Source organism: Terriglobales bacterium (assembly GCA_035561515.1).
GTDB lineage: Bacteria > Acidobacteriota > Terriglobia > Terriglobales > Acidobacteriaceae > DATMXP01.
In genome coordinates this window covers 179160-198720 of record DATMXP010000039.1, presented here as the reverse complement: position 1 = coordinate 198720, position 19561 = coordinate 179160, and the positions used below count along the sequence as shown (strand labels likewise).

20 protein-coding genes are annotated in these 19561 nt (G+C 57.5%); 12 read left to right on the top strand and 8 right to left on the bottom strand.

Features of this window, described 5'->3' with window-relative positions:
• Nucleotides 1-268 precede the first annotated feature (268 nt).
• The 3 genes from VN577_17535 to VN577_17525 all read left to right on the top strand — a co-directional run bounded on the left by VN577_17535 (nucleotide 269) and on the right by VN577_17525 (nucleotide 2879).
• Nucleotides 269-1156, top strand: coding sequence for a fatty acid desaturase (locus tag VN577_17535; GenBank protein HWR16632.1), 888 nt, complete (start codon nucleotides 269-271; stop codon nucleotides 1154-1156).
• Nucleotides 1157-1239: 83 nt separating this feature from the next.
• Nucleotides 1240-2136, top strand: a complete 897-nt coding sequence (locus VN577_17530) for a HAMP domain-containing sensor histidine kinase (GenBank protein HWR16631.1) — start codon at nucleotides 1240-1242, stop codon at nucleotides 2134-2136.
• A complete protein-coding gene (locus VN577_17525) occupies nucleotides 2133-2879 on the top strand; it encodes a response regulator transcription factor (GenBank protein ID HWR16630.1) in 747 nt (248 codons plus the stop codon). Before VN577_17530 ends, VN577_17525 begins: the two co-directional genes overlap by 4 nt.
• A gap of 3 nt (nucleotides 2880-2882) precedes the next feature.
• On the opposite strand, the gene VN577_17520 is transcribed toward VN577_17525, so the two are convergent.
• Complete coding sequence (locus VN577_17520) at nucleotides 2883-3764, bottom strand: NAD(P)-dependent oxidoreductase (GenBank protein HWR16629.1); 882 nt, start codon at nucleotides 3762-3764, stop codon at nucleotides 2883-2885.
• 137 nt (nucleotides 3765-3901) lie between these two features.
• Here VN577_17520 and VN577_17515 point away from each other — a divergent pair, with 137 nt between their 5' ends.
• Nucleotides 3902-4786 (top strand): MBL fold metallo-hydrolase, encoded by an 885-nt coding sequence (locus VN577_17515; protein ID HWR16628.1) that lies wholly within the window; start codon nucleotides 3902-3904, stop codon nucleotides 4784-4786.
• Between the two features lie 15 nt (nucleotides 4787-4801).
• Here the strand turns inward: VN577_17515 and VN577_17510 are convergent, their stop codons facing one another.
• A complete protein-coding gene (locus VN577_17510; GenBank protein HWR16627.1) occupies nucleotides 4802-5830 on the bottom strand; it encodes a ferrochelatase in 1029 nt (342 codons plus the stop codon).
• Between the two features lie 50 nt (nucleotides 5831-5880).
• On the opposite strand from VN577_17510, the gene VN577_17505 reads away from it, so the two are divergent.
• From VN577_17505 to tatA, 5 genes are all read left to right on the top strand, one after another.
• Nucleotides 5881-6555: an RNA ligase family protein gene (locus VN577_17505; protein HWR16626.1), complete on the top strand. Its 675-nt coding sequence runs from the start codon at nucleotides 5881-5883 to the stop codon at nucleotides 6553-6555.
• Nucleotides 6556-6825: 270 nt separating this feature from the next.
• Nucleotides 6826-8127, top strand: coding sequence for a homoserine dehydrogenase (locus VN577_17500; GenBank protein HWR16625.1), 1302 nt, complete (start codon nucleotides 6826-6828; stop codon nucleotides 8125-8127).
• A 24-nt stretch (nucleotides 8128-8151) separates the two neighbouring features.
• Nucleotides 8152-9492, top strand: coding sequence for a homocysteine synthase (locus VN577_17495; protein HWR16624.1), 1341 nt, complete (start codon nucleotides 8152-8154; stop codon nucleotides 9490-9492).
• A complete protein-coding gene (locus VN577_17490) occupies nucleotides 9493-10626 on the top strand; it encodes a homoserine O-acetyltransferase (GenBank protein HWR16623.1) in 1134 nt (377 codons plus the stop codon). It abuts the gene before it with no gap.
• Between the two features lie 111 nt (nucleotides 10627-10737).
• On the top strand, nucleotides 10738-10896 hold the full coding sequence (gene tatA, locus VN577_17485; GenBank protein HWR16622.1) for a twin-arginine translocase TatA/TatE family subunit: 159 nt from the start codon (nucleotides 10738-10740) through the stop codon (nucleotides 10894-10896).
• Between the two features lie 61 nt (nucleotides 10897-10957).
• Here tatA and VN577_17480 read toward each other — a convergent pair whose 3' ends face one another.
• The 5 genes from VN577_17480 to VN577_17460 all read right to left on the bottom strand — a co-directional run bounded on the left by VN577_17480 (nucleotide 10958) and on the right by VN577_17460 (nucleotide 15638).
• Nucleotides 10958-11665 carry a pirin family protein gene (locus tag VN577_17480; protein ID HWR16621.1) on the bottom strand — a complete coding sequence of 236 codons (708 nt, stop codon included), beginning with the start codon at nucleotides 11663-11665 and terminating at the stop codon, nucleotides 10958-10960.
• Between the two features lie 106 nt (nucleotides 11666-11771).
• Nucleotides 11772-13334 carry a SpoIIE family protein phosphatase gene (locus VN577_17475; protein ID HWR16620.1) on the bottom strand — a complete coding sequence of 521 codons (1563 nt, stop codon included), beginning with the start codon at nucleotides 13332-13334 and terminating at the stop codon, nucleotides 11772-11774.
• 7 nt (nucleotides 13335-13341) lie between these two features.
• A complete protein-coding gene (locus VN577_17470) occupies nucleotides 13342-13830 on the bottom strand; it encodes a hypothetical protein (protein HWR16619.1) in 489 nt (162 codons plus the stop codon).
• A gap of 10 nt (nucleotides 13831-13840) precedes the next feature.
• The gene (locus VN577_17465) at nucleotides 13841-15118 is read right to left on the bottom strand and encodes a bZIP transcription factor (protein HWR16618.1); all 1278 of its coding nucleotides are present in this window, start codon (nucleotides 15116-15118) and stop codon (nucleotides 13841-13843) included.
• 76 nt (nucleotides 15119-15194) lie between these two features.
• A complete protein-coding gene (locus VN577_17460; GenBank protein ID HWR16617.1) occupies nucleotides 15195-15638 on the bottom strand; it encodes a MarR family transcriptional regulator in 444 nt (147 codons plus the stop codon).
• Between the two features lie 66 nt (nucleotides 15639-15704).
• Here VN577_17460 and hpnH point away from each other — a divergent pair, with 66 nt between their 5' ends.
• On the top strand, nucleotides 15705-16868 hold the full coding sequence (gene hpnH / locus VN577_17455) for an adenosyl-hopene transferase HpnH (protein ID HWR16616.1): 1164 nt from the start codon (nucleotides 15705-15707) through the stop codon (nucleotides 16866-16868).
• A gap of 56 nt (nucleotides 16869-16924) precedes the next feature.
• Nucleotides 16925-17341 (top strand): hypothetical protein, encoded by a 417-nt coding sequence (locus VN577_17450; protein HWR16615.1) that lies wholly within the window; start codon nucleotides 16925-16927, stop codon nucleotides 17339-17341.
• A 308-nt stretch (nucleotides 17342-17649) separates the two neighbouring features.
• Here VN577_17450 and VN577_17445 read toward each other — a convergent pair whose 3' ends face one another.
• Nucleotides 17650-17916, bottom strand: a complete 267-nt coding sequence (locus tag VN577_17445; protein HWR16614.1) for a type II toxin-antitoxin system ParD family antitoxin — start codon at nucleotides 17914-17916, stop codon at nucleotides 17650-17652.
• Between the two features lie 219 nt (nucleotides 17917-18135).
• Between VN577_17445 and VN577_17440 the strand changes: the two genes are divergently transcribed.
• Complete coding sequence (locus tag VN577_17440; GenBank protein ID HWR16613.1) at nucleotides 18136-19017, top strand: tetratricopeptide repeat protein; 882 nt, start codon at nucleotides 18136-18138, stop codon at nucleotides 19015-19017.
• The last annotated feature ends 544 nt before the right edge of the window (nucleotides 19018-19561 follow it).

Sequence of the window (19561 nt, the reverse complement as noted above, 5' to 3'; positions counted from 1 at the left end):
CTTTAGAATCATATACGTAGCGCCCCACGCACCTCTAACTGCTCTGTTTTCTTATATGGAGCCAAAACCGGGGGGAGGGGGAGGGGTACCGCTATCAAGAGATTTGGCACAGGCTTTCCTGTCTGTGCACGTCACCGCCGTTGCGATCGCTGACGGCCAAATACTAATGACTAATAACTAACGACTGCTCTTACACAACTATTACAAACCCAGCGCCTCCTTCCTGCTAGCTTCGTAATCAATACACGTGGGGAATCACACAACTTAAATGAGCCTTTTCAAACGAGACCGCACATTCCGCGAGCCCATCAGCAAGCTCACGACTTTCTTCATGGTGATGTTTCACCTCGGCGCCGTAGCCGCTCTGTTCTACTTCAGTTGGTCGGCCGTCGCCCTCGCAGCCGTTCTCTGGTGGGTTTCCGGAAGTCTCGGCATCGGCATGAGCTACCATCGCCTGCTCACCCATCGTGGTTACAAGACTTATAAGCCGATCGAATACTTCCTTACGGTTTGCGGAACGCTCGCTCTCGAAGGCGGACCTGCATTCTGGGTCGCCACGCACCGCGTCCATCACCAGAACACCGACAAAGAAGGCGATCCGCACTCGCCTCGTGATGGCGGCTTCTGGTCCCACATGGGCTGGATCATCACCGGCAAAGCTATCCACGCCAGCTCTGCGGAATTGACGCCTTACATTCCCGACCTCCGCAAAGATCCCGTCCACATGTGGCTCAGCAAGTGGCACTGGGTTCCGCAGGTCGTGCTCGGAATGGTGCTGCTGGCCATTGGCGGACTTCCCTGGGTGCTTTGGGGCATCTTCTTCCGTGTCACCATCGGCCTCCATGCCACCTGGCTAGTGAACTCGGCCACCCACATGTGGGGATCGCAGCGCTTCCTCACCGGAGACACCTCCACCAACAGCTTCTGGGTCGCCATGCTCACCTTCGGTGAAGGCTGGCACAACAACCACCACGCCCATCCGCAGTCGGCAAAACACGGATTGGCCTGGTACGAATTCGATCTCAATTGGTACGGCATCTCGGCCCTGCGTATGCTCGGGCTCGCCTGGGATATCAAGCTGCCCAAGCTGAAGCCGGCCGAAGTCATCACCATGCCAAAGGCGGAGCCGGAGCTTGCTTCGGTTTCCGGAGACTAACGAATTCCCATACTCCTTCCAGCGGGCCTTCGGGCCCGCTTCTTTTTGCTTCGATGGATCGTTTCGCTACAATCAAGCCAGCGATGCGAATCGCCCGTCGAACCAAAGCGATTGCGTTCTTCATCACCCTTGGCGCTTGCCTGGTCGGGCTTGCCGTCACCCTAAACATCACCTGGATGATTCTCAACTGGCGCGAAACTGTCGCGCTTGTTCTCGGCGTCATTTTCTTCTTCGTCATCATCGCCGGACTCGTCCTCAACACCATCTTCCTGGTCCGCGAAATTCGCCGCAACGAGCAGCAGGACAGCTTCCTCAACGCCGTCACTCACGAGCTCAAGACTCCCATCGCTTCCATCCGCTTGTATCTGGAAACGCTCCAGCAGCGGACTGTGCCGGAGACTCAGCAGCGTGAGTTCTATCGCATCATGCTGGAAGACACCGATCGTCTTCTCGGAACCGTCGAACAGGTTTTGAAGGCGGGACAACTTCGCGACGGCGCGCACAAGAATTGGCAGCAGGTGAACTTTTCCGCGATCGTCATCGACGCCGTGGACCTCGCCCGCATTCGTCACAACCTCTCGGAGCAGGATTTGCGCTTCGTTGGGGAATCCAGCGAGACCACCGTTCTCGGAAATCCGGAAGAACTCCGCGTCGCCGTTACCAACCTGATCGATAATGCCGTGAAGTATTCCGGGCCAAAGAAAGACATCGAAGTGCGTCTCTCCACACATGAGCTCGACAATGTAATCTTCAGTGTTCGCGATGCTGGAATCGGTATTGCCCGCAGCGAACTCAAGCGCGTATTCAAGCGCTTCTACCGGGTCCACGCAGCGACGGGTCAGGTAAAAGGCACCGGCCTCGGATTGTTTATCGTCCGCACCGTAGCGCGCAGGCACGGTGGCGACGCCTACGCGGAAAGCCTGGGCGAAGGACGCGGCAGTACATTCATTATTCGACTCCCGAGGGTTTACTCCGTATGAGCCGCATCCTGATCGTCGAAGACGAAGCCCATCTCGCGCAGGGACTCCGTTTCAATCTTGAAGCCGAAGGCTATTCGGTCGTCATTACCGACACGGGCGAGCAGGCGCTTTCCTGGCTCCTCAATCAGCACGACACTTTTGACGCGCTCGTCCTCGACGTCATGCTGCCAGGCAAAGACGGCTTCACCGTGGCAAAGGAACTTCGCATAGCGCGGAACTACATCCCGCTCCTGATGCTCACCGCTCGCAGCCGTCCCGAGGATGTTCTCCGCGGATTCGAATCCGGCGCCGACGATTACCTTCCCAAGCCGTTCAACCTTCAGATCCTCATCGCGCGGATCGACAGTCTGCTCCGGCGCAAGCAATGGGTTGCCGCCCAGCCGCCCACCGAGGCGAAAGATACCACCGCGAAACAGGACGATGCCCGCGATGACACTTTCACCTTCGACGGTAAGGTTATCGACTTTAAACGCCTTCAGCTTGTCTCGGGAAAGAAAACTTACCAGCTCACTTTGATGGAAACCGAACTCTTCCGCTACTTGATTCAGAACAACGGACGCCCTGTCACTCGGAAGGAAATATTGGAGAACGTCTGGAATTTAAAGGAAGACACCGATACCCGAGCGATCGACAACTTCATCGTCAGGTTGCGACGGTACATCGAACCGGAACCAGCGAAACCGCGCTACGTAACTACCGTGCGCGGACTCGGATACCAGTTCAATGCCGACCCAGAAGCTTGAGCTTTACTGCCCTGTCCCTTTCACCTGAACCTTCGCCCACTTCTCGAGCAGCTCTAGTGTCGCCGCGTAATCAAGATCGCTCATTCCCTCTTCCGAGGCGACGTCGTAGATCTCCTCCACCGTTTGCAACCCGGGCAGTTTCACGCGGTTCTCCTGCGCGGCATCGAGCATGAGTTTGATGTCCTTGTGCATCAGCCGCAGTGGGAAATTGGGGCTGAAGTCTCTCTTGAGCACGAACGGAGCTTTGTAATCTGTCACCCCGGATCGCACCATCGACCTCTGCACCAGTTCCAGCAACTTCTCCGGCGCGAGTCCCAGCTTGGACGTGAGCACGAGTGCCTCGGCAAAGCCTTCGTACATCAGCGCAATCATCAGGTTCATCCCGATCTTCGCCGTCTGTCCCTTGCCGTTCTCGCCCATGCGCACCACGGCTTTTCCCATCGAGTCAAACAGTGGACTCAGCTTGTCGATCGTCTCGTCACTGCCGCCCACGATAAACACCAGGGTTCCGTCTGCAGCCCCGATTTTCGAGCCCGTTACAGGTGCATCGACGTACTCTGCGCCTTTGGCGCGCACTCGAGCCGCAAAGTCCCGCGTCGCTGCTGGAGAAATGGTGCTTGAATCCACCACGATCATTCCCGGCGTGAGCGACTTCTCCACGCCGTTCTCCCCAAACAACACCTGCTCGACGGCCGCGGTATCAGACACGCACATCCACACCACGTCCTTCCCCTGAGCAGCCTCAGCCGGTGTGGACGCAGTGCTCGCGCCCTCGACGGTTTTTCCCGGTGTGCGGTTCCAAACAGTTACTTCAAAACCCTTCTTCGCCAGGTTGCCGGCCATGGCGTGGCCCATGATTCCCAGTCCCAGGTATGCAACGCGCAAAGTTTTCCTCGCAAAGTGGAATGATTCGGATTAGATATGAGGTGTGTAATCTGGTCAAGCACCGCGCCATCACAACAACAATTTCGAGTCACCTGAACCTCTGCTCCAAGAACTAGCGTCTAATGTAGGGACTCGCGATGTTGAACATCTCAATCCGCAATAAGGCCCGGCAATTCTCCAAGCTGGTGCGCCATTCCGCCATTACCCGCCGCACCGGCAAGTCCAGCAAGCCGGTTCTCGCCAAAACCGGACAAATGGCCGTCACCTTTATCGGCCACTCCAGCTTCCTGATCCAGATCGGCGGGCAGAATATCGTCATCGATCCCAATTACGCCAAGTGGATCTTCGTCCTCAAGCGCCTGCGTCGACCCGGCGTGAAGGTCCGCGATCTTCCCCCTATCGACATCGTGATGGTCTCGCACGCTCACTTCGACCACCTGCATCGGCCCTCGTTGCGCGCCATCGTGCGCCACACTCACCGTCTGACTGGTCGGGCCCCGTTGCTGATGGTCCCCGAGCACGTGAGCGATCTCGTCTCCGATCTCGGCTTCCGCAAAATTGTTGAGCTTGCATGGTGGGAGGAGTGCCATACCCACGGACTCACCATCACTCACACTCCCTCCAGGCACTGGGGCGCGCGCGTCATCCGCGACATGCATCGTGGATTCGGTGGCTTTGTCGTGAAGTCAAGCAAGCACTCGTTCTATCACTCCGGCGACACCGCCTACTTCGACGGCTTCGCCGAGATCGGCCGTCGCCTTCAACCCGAACTTGCCCTGCTTCCCATCGGCGCTTACAACCCGCCGTCGTTTCGCAATGTGCACACCAGCCCCGAAGACGCCGTCCAGGCCTTCCGCGACATGAACGCCCGCTGGATGGTGCCCATGCACTACGGCACCTTCCGCCTCTCGCACGAACCCATGGACGAGCCTGTCCAGAAGCTCGAGCACGAAGCAAAGCGTTTCGGTCTCACCGACCGCGTCTTGGTTTTGCAGGAAGGGATAACTCGGATCTTCAGTTGACCTACGGCGGTTGACCTACGGCCGCGCCCGCATCGCCGGTGCGGGACAGCAATCCAGCGGACACACATCGTGACTCGGTCCCAGCAGTCCCAGCGCCGGACGCCGCTCCCACTTGTGTATTCGCTCCTCCACCAGCTCTCGTATCATCCTCACGAACCACGGATGCGTTCCCACTGTCTCCGCCCGCACCATCGTCAGGCCAAGCTGATCGCACATTTCCCGCGCCTGGATATCCAGGTCGTAGATGATCTCCATATGGTCGGAAACAAACCCGATCGGTACGATCACCACGTTCTTCTTCCCTTGCGCGTGTACTGCCTTCAAATGATCGAGTATGTCCGGCTCAAGCCAACGCTGTGTCGGAGGCCCACTCCGGCTTTGAAACACCAGTGGATCGCCGCTCCGCCCCAGCCGCTCTGAAACCAGCCGCGATGCCTCCGTCAGTTGCTCCACGTACTTGCAGCCATCCGCCATCGACGTAGGAATACTGTGCGCCGTGTAGCAGATGTGCACATCGCTCCTTTGCTCCGGCGCAAGCTTCTCCAGAGCAACACGCACACGATCCAACACAGCGTTCACGAAGCCCGGATGATTGAAGTAGGCCCTGATCTTTTCTATTGCTGGAGCGCCCTCCCCCGCCGCGGCTCGCGCCGCCTCGATATTCTCCCGATACTGACGGCAGCTCGAATACGAACTGTACGACGCCGTCACAAACGCGAGTGCCCGCCTGATTCCGTCTCGCTTCATCTGCCGAAGCGTATCCGCGAGCATCGGATGCCAGTTCCTGTTCCCCCAATAGACCGGCAGCAGCACGCCGTGCGCCTTCAACTCTGCCAACAGCGCCTGGATCAACGCGCGGTTCTGGTCGTTGATGGGACTCTTGCCCCCAAAGTGGTAATAGTGCTCCGCCACTTCGAGCATTCTTTCGCGGGGTACGTTGCGTCCGCGCAACACGTTCTCCAGAAACGGAAGCACGTCTTCCGTCTTCTCCGGACCACCAAAGGAAACCAGCAGGATGGCGTCGTAAGTCATGGATGGAAGCATCCATTGTACCTGCCGCACAGCATTGCGCCTGATCCGGTACAATGGAACCAGTGTCCCAGTTACCAGCATTTTTTCAGCCCATGGCGCTCTTTCGGCGCCCTGATCCATTCAGCCACCCCGACTGGGTTTTCGAAATCAAGCACGATGGCTTCCGTGGCCTAGCCTATGTCGAAGCCGGCACCGCTCGCCTGCTCTCCCGTCGAGGCAATGCCTATAAGTCATTCGGCGAACTCTCGAATTGGATCGGCAGGCATCTGAATGTCGAGGACGCCGTGCTCGACGGAGAAATCGTCTGCCTCGATTCCGATGGCCGCTCTCAGTTCAACGAGCTTCTCTATCGCCGCGGAGACCCCTACTTTTACGCCTTTGACCTGCTCTGGCTGAACGGACGCGACCTCCGCGACCAGCCTCTCCTCAAACGTAAGGAGATCCTGCGCAGCATCATCCCGGCCGCTCCGTCGCGCGTGCTTTACAGTGACCACCTCGATCGCGAAGGTCAGCAGCTCTTCGAATTCGCCTGCCAACAGGACCTCGAAGGTATCGTCGCCAAATGGAAGCATGGCTCGTACCTGCCGAACTCCACCGCTACCACCTGGATCAAGATCAAGAATCCCGCCTACTCCCAGTGGGAGGGTCGGCACGAACACTTCGAGCGCGTTCAGCACAAACCGAGCAAGCCACCGAAGATCCGTTTGCTCGAGCCTGAACTGCTCGGTGTCGAATAATCCCCTTCTGCTGCGACTTTTAGCGGCTCAAAGTTCTTCTTATTTGACAATGTGAGGAATTGCCCTTAACCTCACAATCCATGAGTTTCATCTCGCAGAACGCGGTGCTTGCGCAGGGCCGAATTACCACCATGGCCATGTGTATGCACATCTGTACGTTCCGGCGAGAGGAGCTTCTGACCTAATGTAAAAGTTATACCGGTCTCATATAGCCCATCGCCAAACCAAAAGGCGATGGGCTTTTTGCTTTGGCGGCTAAAGGAGCAAGTTTTGAGTACGCAGCCAAAATTAGAACTCGTTCGAGATGTCGTCCCCCATGCCCGCCCACTCACTGTGGCAATCCTCGGGTTCGGCACCGTCGGACGTTCCGTCGCGGAGATCCTCTCTTACAACCTCGATCCGCGACTCCGCCTCACTCACATATTCAATCGCAACATCGACTCCAAGCGGGTCTCCTGGACACCCGACGAACTCACCTGGACCGCCGACGTCAACGACGTTCTCACCTCCGATGCCGACATCATCATTGAAGCCATAGGCGGGCTCGATCCCGCCGAAGCCTGGGTGCGTCGCGCACTCCAGCGCGGCACAACCGTCATCACAGCTAACAAGCAGCTCATCGCGCATCGCGGACGCGAACTGTCCCAGATCGCGCGCGACTACGGGGCGCAGCTTCTTTTCGGGGCATCCGTTGCCGGAGGCGTACCGGTACTCAACGGAGTCAAGGAAGGACTTGCCGGCGATCGTCTGGTTGGCGTCTCCGGCATTCTCAACGGGACCTGCAACTACATCCTGAGCCGTATGGAATCCGCCAACGTCAGCTTCGATGTTGCGCTTAAGGAAGCGCAGACCTTCGGGTTTGCCGAAGCCGACCCGTCAGCCGACATCAATGGTGACGATGCCGCCGCTAAGCTCGCGATTCTCGCGCAGGTCGGTCTCAACGCTCACGTATCGCCGAACTCGATTCGCAAGACACCGGTCAGCTCCGTCGAGGCCATCGACTTCGCTTACGCGCGCCAGCTCAACAGCACCATTCGACAGGTCTCGCGCGCGCAACTCGACGGACGCAAGCTCTTCGCCGCCGTCGAACCGGCGCTGGTTCCGCAAAGCTCCGCCCTCGCGCGGGTGGAAGGCAGCCAGAATGTGGTTGTCGCGAGCGGCAAGTACAGCGGCAACACCGCGTTTCTTGGACACGGTGCCGGCGGACATCCCACGGCAGTCGCGGTAATCTCCGATGTCGTTGCAGCCGCCGATGGCCGTTCTCATGCCAACTGGCTCGCCGCAATCGACGCCAAGCCAGTTCGTACCAGCAGCGACTTCACTACTCCACACTATGTTCGTTTCATCCTAAAAGATCGTCCCGGTATCATCGCCACCATCGCTTCCGCTCTCGCCCAGCGTGGCATCAACATTGACTCCATCCTCCAGAAATCCGGGTTCGCCAAGGCGGAACTTCCCTTTGTCGTGACCCTCGAACCATGCGGCGCTTCCGTTCTGCGTGAAGCACTCGACGAATTAAGCCGCGCTGATTTTCTCGTCAAAGCACCCGTACATTTTCCGATTTTGAATTAGAGGACAGCAAAGGAGACATACGACATGCCCGCCAACAATAAGGAACGCCAGCCCGGTATCGCAACGCTCGCCATCCACGGAGGACAGTCGCCCGACCCAACTACCAAGTCGCGTGCGGTCCCGATCTATCAGACGACCAGCTACGTCTTTGACGACGCCGATCATGCCGCGCGCCTCTTCGGCCTGAAGGAATTCGGCAACATCTACACGCGCATCATGAACCCCACCACAGACGTCTTCGAGAAGCGTGTGGCCGCTCTCGAAGGAGGCGCCGCCGGACTTGCCGTCTCTTCCGGCCAGGCTGCGGAAACGCTCGTCATCACCACGCTCGCTACCGCCGGGGACGAAATCGTCTCTTCGACATCGCTTTACGGCGGCACCCACAACCTGTTCCATCACACGCTTCCGAAATACGGCATTAAGGTCAAGTTCGTCGATCCGCAGGATTACGACGGACTTCGCGCCGCCATCACCGATCGCACCAAGGCCGTCTTCACCGAAACGCTCGGCAACCCCAAGCTCGACATCGTCGACCTCGAGAAGATCGCCGCCATCGCTCATGAACACGGGCTTCCCTACATCGTCGACAACACCACCACCTCGGCGGCACTGGTTCGTCCGATCGAGCACGGCGCCGACATTGTGATCAACTCCGCCACCAAGTTCCTCGGGGGGCACGGGAACTCCATCGGTGGCATCATTGTTGACGCGGGCAAGTTTGACTGGAAAGCGTCCGGACGTTTCCCCGATTTCGTTGAGCCCGATCCGTCCTATCACGGCGTCTCTTACACCGAAGCGTTCGGGCCGTTGGCATTCATCCTGAAAGCGCGCGTGCAGGGACTGCGCGATACCGGCGCCTGCCTGTCCCCCTTCAATGCCTTCCTGCTTTTGCAGGGGATCGAAACGCTTCATCTCCGCATGCAGCGTCATTCGGAAAACGCATTGGCCGTTGCGAAGCATCTTCAGCAGCATCCGGCGATCGAGTGGGTGAACTACCCGGGCCTTTCTTCCGGCGCTTACAGCAAACTCGCGCAGAAGTATCTGCCGAAGGGTGCTGGCTCACTGCTGACGTTTGGAATTAAGGGCGGCTTTCAAGCGGGAAAAACATTTATCAACTCCGTGAAGCTGTTCAGCCTTCTGGCCAACATTGGTGACGCAAAGTCGCTGGTCATTCATCCGGCGTCCACCACTCACCAGCAGTTGACGGAGGAAGAGCAGCAGGCTGCGGGTGTAACTCCCGATTTAGTAAGATTGTCGGTCGGTATCGAGGACCTCGAAGACATCATCGCCGACATCGATCAGGCGCTTGTCGCCGCAACCCAGGGCTCGCCCACCGGTCAAGGACAGCCCGTAGGAGCACGATAGATGGCGCAAAACGCCAAACCCAAACTGGAACCAACCGTCGAAGCGGATTTCACGCTCGCGGGACCATGTACGCTGGAGCGTGGCGGCGAACTTTCGTCCGTCACGCTCCGCTATGCGGTCTATGGCGATCTCCAGAAGAATCGGGATCGCGTCATCCTTATCTGTCACGCGCTCTCTGGTTCTGCCCGTGTGGGTGACTGGTGGCCCGAACTACTCGGCCCCGGGCTGCCGTTCGATCCCAATTGTTACGCCATCCTCGGCATCAACATTATCGGCTCCTGCTACGGATCCACCGGACCGACGTCCATCAACCCGGCCACGGGTCGGAAGTACGGCCCCGACTTTCCTCTCGTCACCATCAGTGACATCGTGCGCACTCAGGCCGCGCTCCTCGACCATCTCGGCATCAAGCGCCTCTATGCGGCGGTCGGAGGTTCGATCGGTGGCATGCAGGCTCTGAACTGGGCGTTGCTTTTCCCGGACCGCATCGCCCGGGCAGTCGCCATCGGTGTGGCTCCGCTCAACGCGCTCGGACTTGCCCTAAATCACCTCCAGCGCCAGTCCATCTGGAACGATCCTGCCTGGAACAACGGCCGTTACGAGCAGCAGCCTGCCAAGGGTCTTGGCGCAGCCCGTGCGTTGGCGATGTGCTCTTATAAGTCCGGTCAGCTCTTCGACGAGCGTTACGGACGGCGCCCCAACCGCAATGGCGAAGATCCGTTCTCGTCCGTCACCGGTCGCTTCGACGTCGCCGGATACCTCGACCACCAGCAGGAAATATTCCTCGACCGCTTCGACGCCAACACCTACATCACCATTACCAAGTTGATGGACACCTGGGACGTCCCTGCGCCGGGAGACACCGCGTATCGCCGACTTGCAGGGCATGGCATTCAGGTTGACCTGGTTGGGATATCCAGCGACTGGCTTTTCCCGGCGGCCGGCATTCGTCACCTTCACGACAGTCTGCGCCGCGAAGGCATACGTTCGCGGTACTCTGAGCTGACTAGTGATCACGGCCACGACGGATTCCTCGCAGACTCCGACCGCCTTGCTCCCGTTCTGTACCGTGCGCTCGGGGATTTACCCCAGGAAATGCCCGCTGCTGCGCGATTTGTGCTCGCGGCGGACTGAGAGTCACTCCGGCGTGTGATAATTATCACTTCCCGGATGTGAACCTCCGGGATTCAATGGTCAAGTACCCGGCGGCCCGGTTTCCTGACGTGCGCCGGCAAGGAGCAATACATGTTTGGCAAACTCGGTATGCCGGAGCTTTTGATTATCTTGGGTATCGCGCTGCTGATTTTTGGCCCCCGCAAGATCGGGGAACTCGGCAAGGGACTCGGCGAAGGGATTCGTTCCTTCAAGTCCGCCGTCCGCGAAGGCGAGCAGCCTCAGAAATAGGTTCTGGAATTAAAAAAGGCGAAGCACGTTCATCGCTCGAGCGTGCTTCGCCTTTTCGTTTTTAGGCCAGGTCGAACAGTAGTACTTCAGCCTTTTTGCCCGTGGTAGCGCCCGTCAGTTTCACTTCCGATTCATCGCTCATGGCCGCTCCGTCTCCGGCGTTCAACACCTTGCCGTTCAGTTTGACCGACCCCGTGGCTACATGCAGCCACGCATGGCGCCCTTTCTCCAGTCGGTACTCCACGTCCTTACCGTCCTCGAGCAACGTCGCGTAGATCGCGGCGTCCTGGTGGATCGTCACCGAACCCTCCCGTGCATCTCTCGAAGCCACCACGCGCCACTTGTTCAGCTTCTCTTCGTCGGCAAAGAACTTTTGCTCGTAGCTTGGCTCCAGGCCCTTCTTTTCGGGAAGAATCCAGATCTGGAGAAGGTGAACTTCGTCGATCTTCGAGTGGTTAAACTCGCTGTGCAGCACGCCGGTTCCTGCCGACATCCTCTGCACCTCGCCCGGCACAATCGTTGACCCGGTACCCATGCTGTCCTTGTGCGCCAGTTCGCCCTCCAGAACATAGGTCACGATCTCCATGTCGTTATGCGGATGCGTGCCAAAGCCGTATCCCGGCGCAACCTTGTCATCGTTGATCACGCGCAGGCTGCGAAATCCCATGTGCTTCGGATCGTAATAGCTGCTGAACGAGAACGTGTGGTACGTGTCCAGCCATCCGTGGTTCGCATGTCCTCTTTCTTTTGCCGGTCGAATCGTGATCATCGTCTGCCTCCTGTATTTCCTCGCTACAGGATATATAGATGCTTTAACATTAAAATAGTTTCAGGCGGCTTTGTGCGCACGAAAAACCTTGAAAAGTGAGGGAATTCTAGACTGCGGCTCTCACGGCTGTGCTGCGGGCCGCCTGCATCATCTCTCCGCTATAGGAGAGTTCCACCACCGTGCAGTCGTCATTGAACGGAGTTCCCGCGCAGAACCGGTGCAATTCCTCGAACACCGTCTCGTAGGAACTGCAATTCGCTGCCACCTTCTCCAGCCGGTCTTCTCCGAAGAACTCGTCTTCCGAATTGGAAGCCTCCGTCACTCCGTCCGTGACCATAATGATCCGGTCGCCCGGTTGTATCGTGAAGCTTGCCGAGTCGAACGTCATGTTCTCCAGCAGCCCTACGGGAACGTTCGCCGAGGCATCCAATCGCATGACCTTGTTGTTCCTGATCAACACCGGGGGGATGTGTCCGCAGTTCACGTACTCCACTTCGCCGCACGGCGTCACTCGCAAAACGCTCAGGGTCGCGTATTTTCCGCCCACATCGCGCTGAGTCAGGAACCAGTTCACATTCTCCAGCAGTTTGTGCAGCGGTTGGTGCGCTGCCAGCTCCGAACGGATCATTCCCTGCAACAGCGACGCCATGATCGCGGCCGAGATTCCCTTCCCGCTCACATCCGCGATGATGACCGCCAGGCCTTCCGTCGTGTTTACCACGTCGAAGAAGTCGCCGCCAATCTGCGTACATGAAAGGTTCTTCCCGGTGATCTTCGCGAAGGGAATGTCCGGCATCCGCACTTGCATCAGTCCCTGCTGGATGGTCGCCGCCAGTTCCAGTTCGTGTTGCTGACGTCGCGCAATCTCCTCCGCCTGCCATTGCAGTTTGTCTCTCGCAATCGCCAGCCGGTCGGCCATCTCATTGAACGACCGCGCGAAGTCGCCCAACTCATCCTCGCCCGGCCACACGATCCGGTGCTCGAGGTTCATATTGCCGATGACATCTGTCCCATGCTTCAGGACCTTGAATCCATGTCCAATATGCCGCGTAATCGCGAAAGCAACTCCCGTCGCCAGCATGCCGGAAACCAGAAAGATCGCAATACTCAGCCGGAAAGTCAGCTTCTGCACCCGCTTGAATCGCTCTTCCGCTCGGCGTACCCGTTGCTGCTCCGCCTTTTCAAAATTCGGCAGCAGCTCGGTCTGCAGACGCATACTGAGCGGATCCGCCTTCAGAATGTTTGCCAGCGCCCAAGCCTGTTCCACGCCGAGATATTCGTAGAAGCCCTTCCACGCTCTCGATAGTTGCTGATACGTGTTCTGAATGTCATGGATCTGCGCTTGCTCGGACTCGTCAGTCAGCGTTTCGAGTTCCTTGAGGCGGTCTGCAACTTCCTGCGTGTGCTGCGCAAAGCTCCGTCGCACCTCTGGCGAGGTCGCCGACATCCCCGATCCAAAATCCATCTCTCCCAGGATCGCCACCTGCTTGTGCAGGTTATCCACATCCTGTCGTACCGCGCTGATCAGCACCTGTCTTTTCAAGGCCCGGTCCAGCGACTCCATCGTCTGGTTGCGGAGTACGGCCGTCCACAGGTACACCGCCACCGCCATTCCAAACAGCACGATGATGCCGCCGAACGAAAAGACAATGCGCTTACGGAGATTCATAACTTCTTTACCGCAGCGGGTACCCCGCCTCTCCCGGCGATCGCCCCTCGATCTTGACGATCTTCAGGCCCGGCGCGACCGTTTTCGCATCCATGAAACCGATACTCCCCGGCACTGCCAGCAACAATTGGTTCGTCATATCGGACGAATACACAATCTTTGGCGCCGACACCGCCTCCGACCGGAAGATCTTCGCCACCCAGAACTGTTTGAACTGGCTTTCGCTCATCTGGTAGATCTTCCGCAGCACCACGTCGCGTTCGCGCGCGATGGGAGCCCTCACCAGCAGGATCACCGGCATCTTGCTGCTCCAGTACTGTCGCTCACCCAGAAACACTTTCCTTACCTCGGCGAGGTTCATGTCCGTGACCGGCGTATCCGGATTCACCACCACGGCAATATCGGCCGTCGATTTCGGCGCTTGTCCGAAACACGCCGTTACCAACCCGCCGAGTAGCAGGACAACGAATAAGCTTGCGGTCCATCTTTTCTTCATTGTCATCTGCCTAGAAAGTGAAAGCCGTCTGCGCCCAGAATCCCTGGAACTTCTCATTCTGGGTGCGGTTCCAGTGCCGATATTCCGCCTTAAACGCCGCGAAATCTGTTATGTCGTAGCGCGTTCCGACCGTTTGGCCGCCCTTCAGATTTGGCACCCCTAACACCGGTTCCCCAACCGGCGCATGAATATATTCATAACGATAGTACGGCTTGAACTTCTTCGCTACACCTGGAAGCCGGTACGCAAACTGCGCGTACGCCGCCTGGCTGTCCCACACCTGATTGCTGAGCAGATCCCGGTGACGCACATTCGCAAACTCCAGCAACACCTCCGGCGACTCCTTCTCGTACACAATGTGTCCCGACGTAATCCACTCCCGATAGTGGCTCTGCACCGGGTTCGCCACATCCACCGACACCTTATCCCGGTACATCGAAGCGCCGACCTGCAGTCCGTACAGCCCTGCTGGTCGTGCGAACACCGACGCAACGAATGCGCGATTCGAGTTCACATCACCAGCGTCGCCGTCGCGCGACAGAAGCGAGATCGTCTGCCGCCCATTCCCCACGCCGAAGTTGTAGTTCAATCCCAGTCCGCCTGAAGGAATCCGTCCCTCCGCCAATGCGCCGACGAAGTGTATCGGCAGGAACCGCCCCCCGAACCTGACCATCTCCGGACGGCTAATCGTCGTTTGCAACCAGGCGCCGTGATGGAATGCGGTATTCCAGTAATTCACCGGCGTGTGGTAGCGGCCGAACGATACTTTCAAGTAGTCATTCATGTCGTACCGGATGATCGCCCTCTCCACATCCGCTGAATAGTTGTTCTGCTGCGCTGTGAAGCTCAACTCTCCGAAGAAGCTCGTCTTCTTCGAGAGAGCCGACGAAAAGTGCATGACGAACTGTCCCATCACGAAGCCTGAGGGCTGCGACTTCGAGTCGGCACTCACGTAATCGACGTTCCCGAAGCCTCTCAGCTTCAAGTTCGGATACGACTCTCCCGCCTCCGGTTGATGCGCATTGAGATGGTCGTGCATACCGGCGACCGCCGGCGCACTGCTTTCCGGTTGCGCAACGGTCGTCTCCGTCACCGCAGGTTGCGGTTCCACGGCGCCGATCTTCAACTGTTCGTTCTGCTGACGCAGTTCCCGAACTTCCTTCTCGAGCGCGTCCACTCGTTGCATCAGGCTCTTGATCGCCGCCGCCTGATCGGCGGCATCCTCTGCCCACGCCCCGCATGCCATAAGCAGGACGAAAAGCGCACACTTCCACGCCAACCGTTGCATAGGTTTTCAGCAGCTCCCCACAGCGTTGCGTGATTATATTCCGGAGAAACTCTGTTTCGTTATATTTTCCGAGGATTTACTCGGTCCCGAGCTTGCGGCTAAGCTCGCGCAGCGTCTCCTGCTCCTCTGCCGTCAATCTCGACATGAGCTCCGCCACCTGGGCCGCATGCTCCGGGAAGATGGCCGCAATCAGCGTCTGGCCCTTTTCGGTAATCTCCACGGAAACAAACCTGCGGTCTTTGCTGCTTTGCACCCGCTTCACCAGCCCTGATTTTTCAAGGTTATCCACCACCATCGTCAGGTTCCCGCTGGTCCGGAGAATCTTCTTCGCCAGTTCACTCAGGCACATCGGGCCCACGTAGTGCAGCGCCTCAAGCACCGCAAACTGGCTCGGCGTCAGCCCGTGCGCGTCCAGATGCTTCATCGCCTTTGATGTCACGGCATTCGCTGCGCGGATCAAGTTGATGTACGAAGCGAGCGCACGTTGTTCTCGAACTGAGCCTTTATAGCGGGAAGGCATAACTCCATTGTAGCGATAAGCCCTCTGATTCCCTGCCAATCACTTCTCAGTCCCGCAACCCAGTGGATGGCTTATACTTTTAGTAGATCTGCAGCCGTGCATTTTCGGCTGCTGTTGAGGGGACTACTCACTTTGCCAGTACCGATTTCCCAGATGTGGACCGTGGCCTCCTACGTCCTCGGCCAGAAGCTTCGCGGACGCAAGCAGTACCCGCTCGTCCTCATGCTGGAGCCGCTCCTCCGCTGCAATCTCGCTTGCGCCGGATGCGGCAAGATCCAATATCCCGGACACGTCCTGAAACGCCAACTCACTCCCGAAGAGTGCTTTAAAGCCGTTGACGAATGCGGCGTTCCCGTCGTCAGTATCCCCGGCGGCGAACCGCTGATGCACCCTCAAATTGTCGAAATCGTCGAGGGGCTGGTAGCCCGGAAGAAGTACGTCTACCTTTGCACCAACGCCCTGCTGCTGAAGGAAAAGCTGGACCAGTTCAAGCCCAGCAAGTTCCTGTCGTTCTCCGTCCACATGGATGGTCTCCGCGAAGAACACGACTTCGCAGTTTGCCGCGAGGGTACCTACGACAAAGCTGTCGAAGCCATTAAGGAAGCCCTGAAGCGCGGATTCCGCGTCACCACCAACACCACGCTGTTCGATGGTGCCGACCCGAAGCGTGTCCGTGAGTTCTTCGACGCCATGATGGATCTCGGCGTCGAGGGCATGATGCTCTCGCCTGGCTACACCTACGACAAGGCGCCCGACCAGGAGCATTTCCTATCGAAGAAGAAAACGCGTCGGCTCTTCCGTGACATGCTCAGCAACCGTCACAAGCAATGGCGTTTCAACATGAGCCCGCTCTTCCTTGAGTTCCTCATGGGACGCCGCGAGTATGACTGCACTCCCTGGGGCATGCCCGCCTACAACATCTTCGGCTGGCAGAAACCCTGCTACTTGCTTCAGGACGGCTACGCCGATTCCTACGCCGAACTCCTCGCCGATACCGACTGGAGTAATTACGGATGCCAGAGCGGCAATCCGAAGTGCGCCAACTGCATGGTCCATAGCGGATATGAAGCCAGCGCCGTCAACGAGACCTTCGGCTCATGGAAGGGCCTGATCGCTACCGCGCGCGCTACGCTCTTCAACCGCTACGACGATCCCGATATCGACATCGACAATGCTCCGCGCGCGCCATCTACGCACGGCAAACTGGTGAATATCTCCGTTCAGCAATAGGTATGCAGTTACCCGCATCCTGGTGAACGGCAGGCTGATAGACTGAAAGACTTACGATGTCCGACCAGCGCATTCCATCCCATCCTGAAGAAGAATCCTCCCTCGGATTCACGCACGAAAATCTCGAAGGCTGGATTCCCTCTCTCGCCTCCGAGAATGAGATCCGGCTAGCTCTCGAGAAAGCATTTGATTACCGTGGCGACATCACTATCACATTGAAGTCCGGCGAGAAGATCGAAGGCTATCTCTATGATCGAAAAGCCGGTAAGAACCTCGATGACTCGCTCGCGCGGATCATGCCGAAAGATAAGCCGGGCCGCATGAACATCCGCTACAGCGACGTTGCTGCTCTAGCCTTCAGCGGCAAGGACACGGCCGCCGGCAAGAGCTTCGAAGCTTGGATCAAGAAATACAACGAGAAAAAAGCGGCGGGAGAAACCAACATCGGTATCGAAGCCGAACCGCTGGACTGATTACGGATTCGGCGCTCGTTCTGCAAGAAACAACGGATTGTCTCTTGCTCCGTGCACAACGGCAAGCACTTCAACGCGCTGTTCGAATTCACGGTAAATGACTAGGTAACTGCCAACAGGCCAGAAAAGGACCAACTGCGCAGTAAGATCTCGGCGTACATGCCCAACCCCGGGGTTCCTCCCGATCAGATCGAAAGCTGATTTGATACTCCCAACGACCCGGTCCGCGATTTCTATGCTGTCATTCGCTAAGTAATCCCAGATGCCCTCAACGTCAGTTTCTGCACTCGGGGTCAATTGATACGACATCATGCGCTGCGCTTCCTGCGCTCACGCGATTTCGCTGCGATCCTGTCAAACACTTCTTTCGGGTCCACAAACTCTCCACGATCAGCCTCTTCGATCCTTCGTGCCAGTTCTTCATTGAACGCCTTCAACTGCGCTTCACGCGATAACTCGTGCTGTTCCAGCAAACGTAACGCTTCCCGCACCACTTCGCTGGCCGAGTTGTAACGGCCGGACTCAACCTTGGCGGCGACGAACTTTTCCAACTCGGGTGTTAGCGAGACGTTCATAGGAAACCTCCTGTCGAAATCTTCCGTCCAATAACAATCTTTGTCAATGTTTGTCATTCTCAAACCAGCAGCCATGTCCGCTTTCCTACGCTGCCGCTTTTTAGTGCACTGATTTGTGGAAAAGTGCCGCCAACTGGTTGAAAAGCATCAACTTTGCCCTTGCGTCTCAAACCTGAGACTCAGATAATTAACGTTAAAGTACGAGCCACTAAGGGAATTGTGCATCGATACTGTCGAGCCGACGTACTGCGCATACTTCGTATAACCTCAAGGCAGTTTGCGCAGTGGCAAAAAGCGGGCCTCATCGCCGCTACGGACGACTATTCCTTCTACGACCTCCTCAAACTCAGGAAAGTACGCGATCTCTCCTCTAAGAAGGTTCGGCCGGCTGTAATCCGCCAATCTCTGCAGGCCATGCAGCGGCAGGTCGCCGGCATGGAAAACCCGCTCGTTGAGGCCGGTACCTTCTCCACCGGGACTCGGATCGCCTTCCGGCACGAGGGACGCGCCATCGACCCCATCGCAGGGCAGTTCGTCATGGACTTCGCCCCAGAGGAACGGGTCGTCCCTGCCCAGCACGTCGCGCCAATCCGCATCACCGAAACGGCTGCCGAGTTCTTCGCCCGTGGTGTTGCTCTCGAAGAGGATCCCGCCTCTTATCGGGACGCTATCACTGCCTACTTGAAGGTCATTGAACTCGAACCGAACCACGCCGCCGCTCACATCAACCTCGGCACCCTTTACTACAATCTTCAGGACTACCCGAACGCCGAAGCGCACTATCGCAAGGCAATCGAAGCCGATGCCCGTTATGCGCTCGCCTATTTCGATCTCGGGAACGTCCTTGATGAAACTGGTCGAATCCAGGAAGCTATCCGGATCTACAAAACTGCAATCCAACTGGCTCCCACCTATGCCGACGCCCACTACAACCTGGCCCTTGCCTACGAGAAGACCCGCGACCACCGTAAAGCGCTGAATCACTGGCGCGCCTACGTCGGATTGGACAAGTCCAGCGCCTGGGCCGTACACGCCCGCGGTCAAATTACCCGCATCCTCGATAACGACAAACTCAAAGTCGTCTATCGCCGCCGCAAGTAACCCGTAAATCCGCCTCCCATTTCGGGAATTTCTACGTCAAGGGGGTCACGCGCCCAATTTTTTCGTAAGTCTCTGAATCTGCGGCAAATATAAATCTCAAACCCGTGGCATGATGCCCCTATCCAAATTGCTATCCTGAAAATGTGGGCAGAGTCGTGTGTAGGGCGGACACTCCTGTCCGCCGCGGTCGCTTTGGTCTGTGGCGTTGAGGAGAACACAACATCTTGTGGCCACAGCTAAGTTCTTTGTTATCAAATCTGTAGGCTAATGGCTGCAGAATCATCAACTTATAAGTGCTTCGTTTTCATAGTCCGTCTTGCAAGTCGTTTGTTTTCTAAGTGGGGAGGGGTAGGGGGTACCCTGCAAGTGAAACTCGGCCAAATACAACAGCTTGTGGTTTCACTGGTGCAGGCTAAGCACCACCAAACCACACGACCGAATACTAACGACTAAGTCCTAACAACTTCTTTTGTAAAGAAGTGACAAATTTTGTGATTAAAAGATCTAAGTAGCTTTGTTTGCAACGCCGATTGAGAGATCCCCC

What these genes read in the sequence shown, in the direction of transcription:
- VN577_17535 (HWR16632.1), top strand. Translation starts at nt 269, where the DNA reads ATGAGCCTTTTCAAACGAGACCGCACATTCCGCGAGCCCATCAGCAAG.
- VN577_17530 (HWR16631.1), top strand. Translation starts at nt 1,240, where the DNA reads ATGCGAATCGCCCGTCGAACCAAAGCGATTGCGTTCTTCATCACCCTT.
- VN577_17525 (HWR16630.1), top strand. Translation starts at nt 2,133, where the DNA reads ATGAGCCGCATCCTGATCGTCGAAGACGAAGCCCATCTCGCGCAGGGA.
- VN577_17515 (HWR16628.1), top strand. Translation starts at nt 3,902, where the DNA reads ATGTTGAACATCTCAATCCGCAATAAGGCCCGGCAATTCTCCAAGCTG.
- VN577_17510 (HWR16627.1), bottom strand. Translation starts at nt 5,830, where the DNA reads ATGCTTCCATCCATGACTTACGACGCCATCCTGCTGGTTTCCTTTGGT.
- VN577_17495 (HWR16624.1), top strand. Translation starts at nt 8,152, where the DNA reads ATGCCCGCCAACAATAAGGAACGCCAGCCCGGTATCGCAACGCTCGCC.
- VN577_17490 (HWR16623.1), top strand. Translation starts at nt 9,493, where the DNA reads ATGGCGCAAAACGCCAAACCCAAACTGGAACCAACCGTCGAAGCGGAT.
- tatA (HWR16622.1), top strand. Translation starts at nt 10,738, where the DNA reads ATGTTTGGCAAACTCGGTATGCCGGAGCTTTTGATTATCTTGGGTATC.
- VN577_17480 (HWR16621.1), bottom strand. Translation starts at nt 11,665, where the DNA reads ATGATCACGATTCGACCGGCAAAAGAAAGAGGACATGCGAACCACGGA.
- VN577_17475 (HWR16620.1), bottom strand. Translation starts at nt 13,334, where the DNA reads ATGAATCTCCGTAAGCGCATTGTCTTTTCGTTCGGCGGCATCATCGTG.
- VN577_17470 (HWR16619.1), bottom strand. Translation starts at nt 13,830, where the DNA reads ATGAAGAAAAGATGGACCGCAAGCTTATTCGTTGTCCTGCTACTCGGC.
- VN577_17465 (HWR16618.1), bottom strand. Translation starts at nt 15,118, where the DNA reads ATGCAACGGTTGGCGTGGAAGTGTGCGCTTTTCGTCCTGCTTATGGCA.
- VN577_17460 (HWR16617.1), bottom strand. Translation starts at nt 15,638, where the DNA reads ATGCCTTCCCGCTATAAAGGCTCAGTTCGAGAACAACGTGCGCTCGCT.
- hpnH (HWR16616.1), top strand. Translation starts at nt 15,705, where the DNA reads ATGGCTTATACTTTTAGTAGATCTGCAGCCGTGCATTTTCGGCTGCTG.
- VN577_17450 (HWR16615.1), top strand. Translation starts at nt 16,925, where the DNA reads ATGTCCGACCAGCGCATTCCATCCCATCCTGAAGAAGAATCCTCCCTC.
- VN577_17445 (HWR16614.1), bottom strand. Translation starts at nt 17,916, where the DNA reads ATGAACGTCTCGCTAACACCCGAGTTGGAAAAGTTCGTCGCCGCCAAG.